The following is a 12,019-nucleotide window of genomic DNA, read 5'->3' as shown; positions in this document are numbered from 1 at the left end:
CAAGGTACATGGGGGGAGTCCACGACTTACGAGATTCTTTCCAAAAGCAACCCGGTGTGGAAAATTCAGGAGATTAATGAAAACTCCCCACTTTGATGAAGAAAGGCGCTGATTAGCGCCTTTTTCTTATTAATGACCAGCAAGTGCCTGTTGGAAATTGTGTGCAGTATCGGCGTTTCTCTTATCACCAATTCCCGTACGATGCGATTCAGTCGCTGCAGTCCCCCAATCTCCCCGATTCACCGCAGCATTAAATTTTGGGAATTCATTGCGTAAGCGTGGAATACCCAAGTTAAATCCCATATCTACAAGTCCAGTTTTAGCGTTATCGGTAAAATGATCATAGTTTGCATACAATCCCCGCAACCCTTTCTCAGTTTCTTGTACATCCGCAATACAGGCTTGTATCGCATCATCATTGCTGAGATGCACGGCAGCACGGGAGCCTGGATGATTCAAAACCTGATTATAACCATTTCGGACATCCGTGGATGTAGCAGCTACTTCAATATTGCTGCTGTCCCCGTGGCCTAATGACTGATGATACGTTTTCAAAAATCGCATGCCTAAAGCCGCATCAATATTGGCAAGTAAATGACCTATTCCAACTGTTGGGTTCCCTTTTGAGTCAGCATAAATAGCATTTACAAACCCCTCATGTGCCATCAGGTTATTTGCGCACATGGTCATATAGATACCATCGTACGTTTTAGTTGAAGGTATGCTTAACCTTGTTGTTGGGCCTATGTTGGTGTGTGAACCAGCATTCCCGCCGGTACCCAAGGAGCCAGGGGCATCATAACTATGAATAGTGCCATAAGGCGTATCATGATCATTCCAGCCTGGGCCTGAATTCGGATCTGTATCTGACATATTAATCCCTCATAGAAAGTAAAATAAAAACTGTATTTAAATACAGTAATCAGACTGTGTTCTCGAAAGGGAGTTGTATCAACAGATGCCAATCGTGCTAACCATGGCACAACAAGAGCCGAAGTGGGAATATCTTCAACCGTTCACAGGTACAAAATTTAGCTGGGGTAAATTCTAGGAAAAGCAATGAATTATCTCGTTAACATGATTTTTCTCACGGTTTGCCCACGACCCCCTTATCAGATTGGCTTCGAAGCGACTGGTGCGTTTTTTGTGATGATATGGAGCTGGTCGCAGAAGAGTTTGAAGTTGTTGAGGTTCTGTGAATCGGACAAAGTTTCTGCATCTCAGATGAGAAAATTATCTTAGCATTTTGCTTATTGCAACCCATATCAATGTCCGCTTCTGGCACACAGCAGACAAAACACCTGACGCTGAAGGTCTGCTGAGAGCGAGGAGCCGACCTTTCATTCATGGCGGCTATATGTTTTCATTGTGTTAAATACAACATTCTCGAAGCGCCTTGACTGGCAATACAGTAGAGCGTCAATGACTATCAAAAATCTATGGATCTAAACCTTCTTGGGTTTATGCCAGCACTACTCCCTGTTGCACTGTCCCCCGGAGCAAGCTTCACTCTTGTTATGAGCGGTGCTCTGGCAGGCGGTCACAAAGGGCTGTTCAGGACTCTTGCCGGAACAGCTTTGGGCATTTATACCCACGCAGTTCTCATAGGGTTTGGTATTACCGCTGTGCTCATATCTTCTCCAGCAATTTTTGCTGTGTTGAAATTTTTCGGAACTGCCTATCTGCTCTGGTTAGGAGCGATGCTTATACGCAACGGCATAAGGGCAAACCCAGAAGGATTTGCTGATACGAAGCATTCGGTGACTTTAAGAGAGGCCTGGATAGCGAATGTTTTGAATCCTAAAGCCATCATTTTCTATCTGACAGTCGTTTCGCAGTTCGCAGGGGTACAGGGAGGTGTTTGCAACTATCTGACACTGGCATCAGTACATATAGTCGTTATGAGCGTTTGGCTTTACGCTGTTAGCCAAACACTGATCTTTTCAGTAAAAAAAGCCAACCCATTAATGCTCAAAAAATACGTCAACATTGCGGGCGGGATGTTGCTAATTGCTTTTTCTCTGCACAGCCTGATCCCGTAATTCATCACCTATAGCGACAACGTCCGCTCTTGGCCGATTTCTGCTTGTCACGACCGACAGCTATGGCCGACTGTCGCCGGTCAAGCCAGCGGCCTTGTCGCTATTTAGGAGCCATTTGGTGTGGAGTGCAAGAATTTACCGCCTTTAGCTTCAACTACCGAGCGAACGGCCCCGGCGTCTGATTTCGAGCCGATAAATGCAAGTTGTAATTTAGGAAGCATAGTTGATGTGTTACTTAAAGCTGCAATGGCTGAGTTAGCTGCATTACTAAATGGAATATAGAGCGCAAGGCGGCGCTCGGTCTTGCGGGATTTTTCTCTGCCTGAATATTTTTCATGACCCTTTCGCCTATGGCGGTCGCGACAAAAAGAGCGATTTCGAATTTGGGAAATTGTCTATTGGCTCACACAATCGCATACTATCCGCCCTGTAAGACCGCCACACGCGGCCTGCTGCTTTGATTGCCTTCCGGTCACCCTGACCAATTTACAAGGATTTTTGGCTATGTTTTCTTTCTTACGCATGAAGCTGTCGCTGCTGGCTTTAGGCCTGAGCTGCGCCGGTATGGGCCATGCGCTGGCGGCCACTGCGCCGCTTCCCCCGATGGGCAAAATTGCCAGTCAGCAAATTCGTCATATCGCCACCTATTTTCCGGGGCGGATGGCAGGCAGTCCGGCGGAGCTGATCGCCGCCGAATATCTGAATCAGCAATTTACTAAATTCGGTTACCAGAGCAATCTGCGCGGTTTCGATACCCGTTATCTCTACACCAGCAACGATGGCAAGCAGGACTGGCATACCCTTCATGCCACATCGGTGATCGCCGCGCGCGCCGGTGAAGTGCCACAGCAAATCATTGTGATGGCCCATTTCGACACCTATATGCCGCAAAGTGACGCCGACACCAATCACAACCTTGGCGGCCTGACATTGCAGGGTGTCGATGACAATGCGTCCGGCATCGGCGTGATGATGGAGCTGGCCGAGCGGATGGAAGCCATCCCGACGCATTACAGCCTGCGTTTTGTCGCGCTGAGTGCCGAAGAAACCGGGGCGAAAGGCGCAGAAGACTTTATTAAGCGGATGAGTGCCGAAGAGAAGAAAAATACGCTGCTGGTGATCAATCTGGATTCACTGATCACCGGCGATAAGTTGTATTTCAACAGCGGGGTGAACACCTCGGCGGCGGTGGCTAAACTGACCCGCGTGCGGGCAATTAATATTGCCCACAGTCTGGGGATCCCGGCGGAAAGTCATGCAGGGGCACATTGTTGTGAAGGTTTACAGGCGCTGGACGATGCGCGTCTGCCACTGCTGAATGTCACTGCCACCAATTACGCGCTGGGTAAAAAAGACGGCGTCCAGCAACGGGCGATCAGCAGCCATTTCCCGCTGGGCACTGCACGGTATCAGAGCCAGTTTGATAATCTGCAATATCTCGACAGCGTGTTACCTGGGCGCATCGACAAGCGCGCCAGAGACAGTGTGAAAGTATTGTTCCCGCTGCTGAAAGCGCTGGCGAAACCGGCCAAACACGCCTGACTTTTTACTGGCCGTGCAATTGAAAACGGACGCCATAAGCGTCCGTTTTTTTATTGGGAAAGATGCAGCGAAAGATTATTCGTGCAGGCCGCATTCACGTTTCAGACCAAAGAAGCGCGTGTCTTCTTCCTTCATCCCTTCTTCCCACTTTTTCGTGGTATGGGTGTCACCCACGGAAAGATAGCCCTGATCCCAGAGCGGGTGATAACTCAGACCGTTGTCTTTCAGATATTGGAAAATCTGACGATTGTCCCAGTCGATAATCGGCAGGAGCTTAAACACCCCGCGCTGAACGGCCAGCACCGGCAGATGCGCACGGCTGCCAGACTGCTCACGGCGCAGACCAGCGAACCAGGTCTGCACGCCGAGTTGCTCAATCGCACGGTTCATCGGCTCAACTTTGTTGATCTGATTGTACTGTTCGATCCCTTCTACGCCCTGTTCCCAAAGCTTACCGTAGCGCGCTTCCTGCCACGCGGGTGACTGTTCTGCGCGAAACACCTGCAGATTCAGATTCAGCTGTTCAGTGAGCGTATCGATGAACTGATAAGTTTCCGGAAACAGATAACCGGTATCGGTAAGGATCACCGGAATATCGGATTTCTGCTGAGTCACCAGATGCAGACAAACTGCCGCCTGAATGCCGAAACTGGAGGAAAGCGCGAATTCGCCGGGCATGTTTTCCAGCGCCCATTGCACACGCTCCTGTGCCGACAGCTTTTCGAGGCTGACGTTAATTTCCGCCAGCGCCATCGCCTGCCCGGATTTCGGTAACTCATTCAATTGCGCAAGACTGAGTAAACTCATAGCGTCTCCGATAAGTCGTCGTGCTTAGTCGTAAAAATCACGAGCCGGATCGAGCACCGGCCTGATGATGCCTGCGCGGATCACAAAGTCACCGAAGCCTTCGTTTGTTTCGCGCTCTTTTGCCCAGCGACCCACCAGCTCATCGATGATGCTCAGGATCTCTGTATCAGAAATATTTTCGCGGTACATACGCGGAATGCGCGTACCCGCACGGTTGCCGCCAAGATGCAGGTTGTAGCGGTTCATCGCTTTGCCGACTAAACCGATCTCAGCCAGCAATGCACGCCCGCAGCCGTTAGGGCACCCGGTGACGCGCAGAACGATATGTTCATCGCCTACGCCGTGGCCATGCATGATATCTTCGACTTTGGTCACAAATTCCGGCAGGAAGCGTTCTGCTTCTGCCATCGCCAGCGGACAGGTCGGATAAGACACGCAGGCCATCGAGTTTTTGCGCTGCTCGGTGACGCCGTCGTCGATCAGGCCGTGATTACGCGCCAGCGTTTCGATCGCGTCTTTGTCTTTTTCCGAAACACCCGCCACGATCAGGTTCTGGTTAGCAGTAAGCCTGAAATCGCCTTTATGGATCTTAGCAATTTCTGCCAGACCGGTTTTCAGCGGCTTGCCCGGATAATCGAGAATACGGCCATTTTCGATAAACAGCGTCAGGTGCCATTGTTTGTCGATGCCTTTAACCCAACCGATGCGATCGCCGCGACCGGTGAATTCATAAGGGCGGATATCCGCAAACTGAATCCCGGCGCGTTTTTCAACTTCGGCTTTGAATACCGGCACACCCACGCGTTCCAGGGTGTATTTAGTTTTGGCGTTTTTACGGTTAGTACGGTTACCCCAGTCGCGCTGCGTGGTGACCACCGCTTCGGCCACGGCCAGCGTATTCTCCAGCGGAATAAAGCCCAGCTCGCTCGCGGTGCGCGCGTACGTGGCTTTATCGCCGTGTGCGATAGAAAGCCCGCCGCCGACCAGCACGTTGAAGCCGACCAGTTTGCCGTTGTCGGCAATTGCCACGAAGTTCAGATCGTTAGCGTGAAGATCCACATCATTTTGCGGCGGGATCACCACGGTGGTTTTGAACTTACGCGGTAAATACGTTGCGCCGAGGATCGGCTCTTCGTCGGTAGTTTCGACTTTTTCCTGATCCAGCCACACTTCGGCGTAAGCCCGCGTGCGCGGCAGCAGGTGTTCGGAGATTTTCTTCGCCCACTGATACGCTTCCTGATGCAGTTCTGACTCCACCGGATTCGACGTACACAACACGTTACGGTTAACGTCGTTGGCGGTCGCCAGCGCATCCAGACCCAGCTTGTTCAGCAGCTGATGCACGGGTTTGACGTTCGGCTTAAGAATGCCGTGGAACTGGAATGTCTGACGGTTCGTGATACGGATGCTGCCGTAAATCGTGCTGTCATCGGCGAATTTGTCGATGCCCAGCCACTGCGCAGGCGTCATCACACCGCCCGGCAAACGGCAGCGCAGCATCATGGCATGACGCGGCTCCAGTTTTTGCTCGGCACGTTCGGCACGGATATCACGGTCATCCTGCTGATACATGCCGTGGAAACGGATTAACAGGAAGTTGTCACCGTTAAAACCGCCAGTCAGGCCGTCTTTTAAATCTTCTGTGATGGTTCCGCGCAGGAAATTGCTTTCCTTTTTCAGGCGCTCGGCGTCAGCCAGCGGGGCGGCCACGATTAACGGGCCCGGACCGGGATTGAGTTCACTCCACAACTTATTGCTCATAAGGTTTTCGCTCATTGCTCAAATTCGTTAATACACGTCGCGCTGATAACGGCGATCCAGGCGCAGCTCACTGAGGTATTCGTCGGCAGTTTCCAGATCCATCACGCCATATTCAGCGATGATCTCCAGCAACGCCTGCTCGACGTCCTTCGCCATACGGTTAGCGTCACCGCAGACATACACGTGCGCGCCTTCCTGCAACCATTGCCAGACTTCCGCACCTTGCTCGCGCAGTTTGTCCTGTACGTAAACTTTTTCAGCCTGATCGCGTGACCATGCCAGAGAGATATGGGTCAGCAGGCCGTCTTTCACGTAACGCTGCCATTCCACCTGATAGAGAAAATCGTCAGTAAAGTGCGGGTTGCCGAAGAACAGCCAGTTTTTGCCAGTTGCGCCATCGTTATCACGCTGCTGAATAAAGGCGCGGAACGGCGCGATGCCGGTACCCGGACCAATCATAATGACCGGCGTTTCAGGATTGGCTGGCAGGCGGAAGTTGTCGTTGTGCTCGATAAACACTTTCAGTTCACCATCTTCTTCCAGACGATCCGCCAGGTAACCGGATGCACCGCCAGAACGCGGACGGCCATCGATATCGTAACGCACCACGCCAACGGTAATATGGACTTCAGATTCGGTTTCCGCCTGCGAAGAGGCAATCGAATAGAGGCGCGGCGTCAGCGGACGCAGTAAATCCACCAGCTGTTGAGCATCCAGCTCAGTCGGCGCGCGGCGCACCATATCGACGAAAGGCACGGTCTGCGCGTAGTGCTGAAGCGCAGATTTGTCCGCCAGTAAACCGGTCAGCTGTTCATCACGACACAGACCGGCGTATTTCTCAATGATAGGCGTAGTGTTCTGGGTCAGTTCAATGTGGTGTTGCAGGGCGTCTGAAAGCGACAGTTTTTTATCATTCACTTCAACGGTTTCATCGCCTTTCAGCCATAACAGCTCGACGATTTCCTGCACCAGCTGCGGATCGTTTTCAAACCAGATGCCCAGCGCATCGCCTGGCTGGTAGCGCAAACCGGAATCACCCAGATCAATTTCCAGATGACGAACGTCTTTATCAGAATCCCGACCGGTAATTTTCTGGTTTACCGCGAGGGTCGCCGTCAGCGGCAATTCTTTGGTGTAAGGGCTGCTGTCGACCTGATTCACACTGCCCGCCAGCGTCGGTGCAGGCTGTGCAGAAACGTCAGCCGGTACGCGCTGTTTCAGCACATCGACTATGCGCTTGCGCCACGCCTGCGCCACGTCTTTGTACTCAACGTCGGCATCCACGCGGTCTAACAACCGCTCCGCGCCCAGCTCCCCCAGGCGGGTATCAAAGTCTTTACCGGCCTGACAGAAGAATTCGTAAGACGTATCGCCCAGTGCAAATACCGCAAAGGCGGTATCTTTCATTTGCGGCGCTTTTTTGGATTGCAGGAATTTATGCAGCGCGACGGCTTCTTCCGCCTGCTCGCCTTCGCCTTGCGTGGAGGCCACGATCAGGAGCAGTTTTTCCTGTCCAATTTGCTTGAATTTGTAGTCACCGGCGTTCACCAGATTGACATTCAGCTTCGCGGCGATCAAATCGTCACGCAGTTGCTCGGCAACGCGGCGGGCATTGCCGGTTTGCGATGCGGAGATCAAGGTGATCGACGCCGCTGCCGGGGCGGAAACCGGCGCAGAAACCACGTCAGGTTGCTGGTTTACCCTTCCCCAGAAATAACCGGAGAGCCAGGCCATCTGAGTGGGCGAGAAGTCACCCGTCGCCGATTGAAGGCGGGTCATTTGCTCGGGGGTCAGCGGGAGCAGTGAATTTGGAGGAGCCTGAGTCGTCATCGCGGTACGAATTCCCTTATGCAGAAGCCAGTCATCAATCCGGCCTTTTACGCTTTTCGCGCCCTTTGCGGTTCAACGAGCGCGCAGGAAAGACCTTTATTGTTTGTAAGGTTAACGAGGCGGATGATAACAATTAAAGAAGTGATGGAAATAATAAATAACCAAAAGGACTAAGAGCATTTAGAGGTAAGTTCTAGCGGAAAAACTGGTAAGTGAAGATTTTTATCGCACTGAAATCGCTAAAAAAATTCCCGCACACTTTTCAGGCCCTCAGCAAAGTGCCGGATAGATAAAGAAAAACCCCGCCAAAGCGGGGTGATGAATTTTTCTCATTAACCACACATCAGAGATGGAAGGCGTTGTGCTGCTCGAACCAGGCAAACTGTCCGGCGGCGAAAACCGACATCTTACTGCCGCTGTGCCCGACGTCAGAGAGATCAACAAAGTGCCAGTTAAATGGCGTGTTATTTTGCTCAGCCCGTTGCTGCGAAGTCGTGAAATAGCTCTCGGCGCGATCAAGACGGTTGGCACCCTGCGCCATGGCCTGCTTGGATTTACGCAACAGATGATTTTCCGGATCGTCATCTTCTGCACCCACAGCAATCAGCACCGGTTTGGCGAAGTAATCGTCCAGTTGTTGCTGACTGACCGCGACCGGTGCCTCACGCAGGCCGTAGGGCCAGCGCTGATCGGTATCGGGCAGAGTCCACCACCCTGCCGCCGCGCACACCGCCGCTTTGACATTGGGTTGCGGTAACAACGTCAGCATACGGTGTACAAACTGGCAGCCCGCACTGTTGCCAAACAAATAGTATTGCTTCTGGCTGGTCACACCCTGCTTTTGCAGCGTGGTAAAAATGTTGTCAACAATACTGAATGCCCACTGGGATTTCGGCTGGCGGTGGTGAGTTTTGCTGTCCACCAGATTACCGAGGTTATAACCCGCTGCACCGGGGAAATCCAGCTCGCTGAAATGCGGCACCACAACCCGCAAATGATACTGATCGGCCACGGTCATCCAGTCATTACGATACGTGGCCGCATTGCGATCGACACCGGTCATGACCATCACGACAGGCGTGGTTTCGTCTGCACCGGCGGGCTGATAGGTGAAAACTTCCAGCGTCTTTTTGCTTTGCGCCAGAGGAATATGCATCACGCCAGCGCCCGGCGGAAACGTCACTGACACTTTCGCCGCCACCGGCGCTTTCACCTCGGGGTGAACGGTTTTCGCCACCGCGGGCGCAGGAACCTGTTCGGGCGAGGCGGTTTGTGCCTGAACGCCAGCAGAGATAAACAGCGCCAGGACAGCGCAACGAAGCACAGTAATCATTCACTATCTCAACAGGTTAGTTTCTACCGGCTCACTGTATGCCAGTAACGCTGGCAGTGTAAAGGCAGTAAAAGTCAGGATTTGGTGAAGAAAAGCGCAGTGAAGTCATGGCACGCAGGGCGGTATTCCGGTACTATGCCGCGTTTTTTCGAGCAACGAGACTGCCTCATGACCACCACATTATTTAAAGATTTTCAGTTCGAAGCCGCCCACCATTTGCCGCATGTGCCTGCCGGACATAAATGCGGACGGTTGCACGGCCACTCTTTCACCGTGCGTTTAGAAATCACCGGTGAAGTGGATCCGTATACCGGCTGGGTAATGGATTTCGCCGATCTGAAAGCCGCGTTCAATCCAACGCTGGAACGTCTCGATCACTACAATCTGAACGATATTCCGGGATTAGAAAACCCGACCAGCGAAGTGCTGGCCGCGTGGATCTGGAACGAGATGAAACCGAAGTTACCTTTGCTCAGCGCCGTGCGAGTGAAAGAAACCTGCACTGCGGGCTGCGTTTATCGCGGCGAATAAACATCGCACGTTATGCGATGTTTAAGTATTTGTGCGTCTGCATCGACAGCCGCCAGTTCCTTGCAATGCAGGTCGCGATGCAAAGTCTGGTGGCTTCTTCTTTTTGGCTGATCGGTTGCAGGGCGATAATTCGCGCTTTGCTGTCAGTCAGTGTTTCCAGCAACGTATCCAGGGCGTCGATATCCCGCTGACGCGCCACCGGATGTTTCACTTCATCAGCACGTTTCAGTGCCTGCGGCAGAATGTCATAGCCTCCGCGCATATTCACTTTTGGCGAAACGGTTACCCAGGTGTTCACCGAACAACGCACTTCATGCGTACCGCTGGTTTCAATCTGGCAGCTGAACCCGTTCTTCTCCAGCAGCATCGTCAATGGCATCAGATCATAAATACACGGCTCGCCGCCGGTGATCACGATATGACGGGCGGTGTAGCCTTGCTGCACAATGATGTCCAGCAACTGCTCGGAGGTCGCATTGCCCCATGCATCGCTCTCTTCCGTTTTGACCAGAATGCGCTGCATATCGACTTCCCGATCGGCAATTTTATCCCAGGTGTGTTTGGTGTCGCACCAGCTGCACCCCACCGGACAGCCTTGCAGGCGTACAAAAATCGCCGGCACGCCGGTAAAATAACCTTCCCCTTGCAGGGTTTCGAACATCTCATTTATCGGGTACTGCATCTTTTTCTCAGTCATCTCTAAAAAATCAGCGCGCATTATCACAGATAAGACCTGTGAGACCAAACCTGAGCTGTAAATGAGTATGGCAGATTTCTGTTGCGGGACCTTTCAGGCATAAAAAAACCCGCCGAAGCGGGTTTTTAGAAAGAGTTTACAGCGCAGTAATTACTGGCCTTTCACTTCTTTCAGACCGTTGAACGGTGCAGGTGTGCCTTGTGCAGCCAGCGCTTCTTCGATACGGATCAGCTGGTTGTATTTAGCAACACGGTCAGAACGGCTCATAGAACCTGTTTTGATCTGGCCGGCAGCAGTACCCACAGCCAGGTCAGCGATGGTTGCATCTTCAGTTTCGCCTGAACGGTGAGAGATAACGGCAGTGTAGCCCGCGTCTTTCGCCATTTTGATCGCAGCCAGAGTTTCGGTCAGTGAACCAATCTGGTTGAATTTGATCAGAATGGAGTTAACGATGCCTTTATCGATACCTTCTTTCAGGATCTTGGTGTTGGTAACGAACAGGTCGTCGCCCACCAGCTGGATTTTGTCGCCCAGCACTTTAGTCTGGTATGCGAAACCATCCCAGTCAGATTCGTCCAGACCGTCTTCGATAGAAACGATTGGGTATTGTTTGGTCAGGTCTTCCAGGAAGTGAGTGAACTCTTCAGAAGTGAAGGCTTTGTTGCCTTCGCCAGCCAGAACGTATTTGCCATCTTTGTAGAATTCAGATGCTGCGCAGTCCATCGCCAGAGTGATGTCTTTGCCCAGTTCGTAGCCTGCTGCTTTAACCGCTTCCGCGATCACAGACAGTGCTTCTGCGTTAGAACCCAGGTTTGGCGCATAGCCACCTTCGTCACCAACAGCAGTACCCATGCCTTTAGATTTCAGAACTTTAGCCAGGGTGTGGAAAACTTCAGAACCCATACGGATGGCTTCTTTCAGCGTTTTCGCGCCAACAGGCTGGATCATGAACTCTTGAATATCAACGTTGTTATCAGCGTGTTCGCCGCCGTTGATGATGTTCATCATAGGCAGTGGCATAGAATATTTGCCTGGGGTGCCGTTCAGTTCTGCGATGTGAGCGTACAGTGGCAGACCTTTAGAGGCAGCCGCCGCTTTAGCAGCAGCCAGGGAAACAGCCAGAATCGCGTTAGCACCGAACTGAGATTTGTTCTCAGTACCGTCAAGATCGATCATGATCTTGTCGATGTTAGCCTGGTCTTTCGCGTCTTTACCCATTACTGCCTGAGCAATTGGACCGTTAACAGCAGCAACGGCTTTCAGTACGCCTTTGCCCAGGAAACGGGATTTGTCACCGTCACGCAGTTCCAGCGCTTCGCGGGAACCAGTAGAAGCACCAGATGGTGCAGCAGCCAGACCAACGAAACCGCCTTCCAGATGAACTTCAGCTTCTACGGTCGGGTTACCACGGGAGTCGATGATTTCACGACCGATGACTTTAACGATTTTGGACATTAGGATTTCCTCAGTACAAGT

General features: G+C 52.0%; 10 protein-coding genes. 3 read left to right on the top strand and 7 right to left on the bottom strand.

Annotation, left to right across the window (positions count from 1 at the left end; translation table 11 throughout):
- Window positions 1-129 precede the first annotated feature (129 nt).
- Window positions 130-873 carry a glycoside hydrolase family protein gene (locus J1779_RS10385; protein WP_217203702.1) on the bottom strand — a complete coding sequence of 248 codons (744 nt, stop codon included), beginning with the start codon at window positions 871-873 and terminating at the stop codon, window positions 130-132.
- A gap of 566 nt (window positions 874-1,439) precedes the next feature.
- On the opposite strand from J1779_RS10385, the gene J1779_RS10380 reads away from it, so the two are divergent.
- The gene (locus tag J1779_RS10380; protein WP_217203701.1) at window positions 1,440-2,042 is read left to right on the top strand and encodes a LysE family translocator; all 603 of its coding nucleotides are present in this window, start codon (window positions 1,440-1,442) and stop codon (window positions 2,040-2,042) included.
- Window positions 2,043-2,546: 504 nt separating this feature from the next.
- The gene (locus J1779_RS10375; RefSeq protein ID WP_122096445.1) at window positions 2,547-3,584 is read left to right on the top strand and encodes an aminopeptidase; all 1,038 of its coding nucleotides are present in this window, start codon (window positions 2,547-2,549) and stop codon (window positions 3,582-3,584) included.
- Window positions 3,585-3,659: 75 nt separating this feature from the next.
- On the opposite strand, the gene J1779_RS10370 is transcribed toward J1779_RS10375, so the two are convergent.
- The 4 genes from J1779_RS10370 to J1779_RS10355 form a co-directional block, all read right to left on the bottom strand.
- Window positions 3,660-4,391, bottom strand: coding sequence for a phosphoadenylyl-sulfate reductase (locus J1779_RS10370; protein WP_056772846.1), 732 nt, complete (start codon window positions 4,389-4,391; stop codon window positions 3,660-3,662).
- Window positions 4,392-4,415: 24 nt separating this feature from the next.
- Window positions 4,416-6,152, bottom strand: coding sequence for an assimilatory sulfite reductase (NADPH) hemoprotein subunit (gene cysI, locus J1779_RS10365; RefSeq protein ID WP_217203700.1), 1,737 nt, complete (start codon window positions 6,150-6,152; stop codon window positions 4,416-4,418).
- A 27-nt stretch (window positions 6,153-6,179) separates the two neighbouring features.
- Window positions 6,180-7,982 (bottom strand): NADPH-dependent assimilatory sulfite reductase flavoprotein subunit, encoded by a 1,803-nt coding sequence (gene cysJ, locus J1779_RS10360; protein WP_122096447.1) that lies wholly within the window; start codon window positions 7,980-7,982, stop codon window positions 6,180-6,182.
- A gap of 343 nt (window positions 7,983-8,325) precedes the next feature.
- Window positions 8,326-9,315, bottom strand: coding sequence for a hypothetical protein (locus tag J1779_RS10355; RefSeq protein ID WP_217203699.1), 990 nt, complete (start codon window positions 9,313-9,315; stop codon window positions 8,326-8,328).
- Window positions 9,316-9,483: 168 nt separating this feature from the next.
- Here J1779_RS10355 and queD point away from each other — a divergent pair, with 168 nt between their 5' ends.
- Window positions 9,484-9,846, top strand: a complete 363-nt coding sequence (gene queD, locus J1779_RS10350) for a 6-carboxytetrahydropterin synthase QueD (RefSeq protein WP_056772857.1) — start codon at window positions 9,484-9,486, stop codon at window positions 9,844-9,846.
- Window positions 9,847-9,856: 10 nt separating this feature from the next.
- Here the strand turns inward: queD and queE are convergent, their stop codons facing one another.
- Window positions 9,857-10,528: a 7-carboxy-7-deazaguanine synthase QueE gene (queE, locus tag J1779_RS10345; RefSeq protein ID WP_056773084.1), complete on the bottom strand. Its 672-nt coding sequence runs from the start codon at window positions 10,526-10,528 to the stop codon at window positions 9,857-9,859.
- Window positions 10,529-10,693: 165 nt separating this feature from the next.
- Window positions 10,694-11,998: a phosphopyruvate hydratase gene (eno, locus tag J1779_RS10340; protein WP_056772870.1), complete on the bottom strand. Its 1,305-nt coding sequence runs from the start codon at window positions 11,996-11,998 to the stop codon at window positions 10,694-10,696.
- Window positions 11,999-12,019 lie beyond the last annotated feature (21 nt).

Source organism: Rahnella rivi, from assembly GCF_019049655.1.
GTDB classification, from domain to species: domain Bacteria; phylum Pseudomonadota; class Gammaproteobacteria; order Enterobacterales; family Enterobacteriaceae; genus Rahnella; species Rahnella rivi.
Note: the sequence above shows the minus strand (reverse complement) of the source record. Positions and strands in the feature narration are given on the sequence as shown.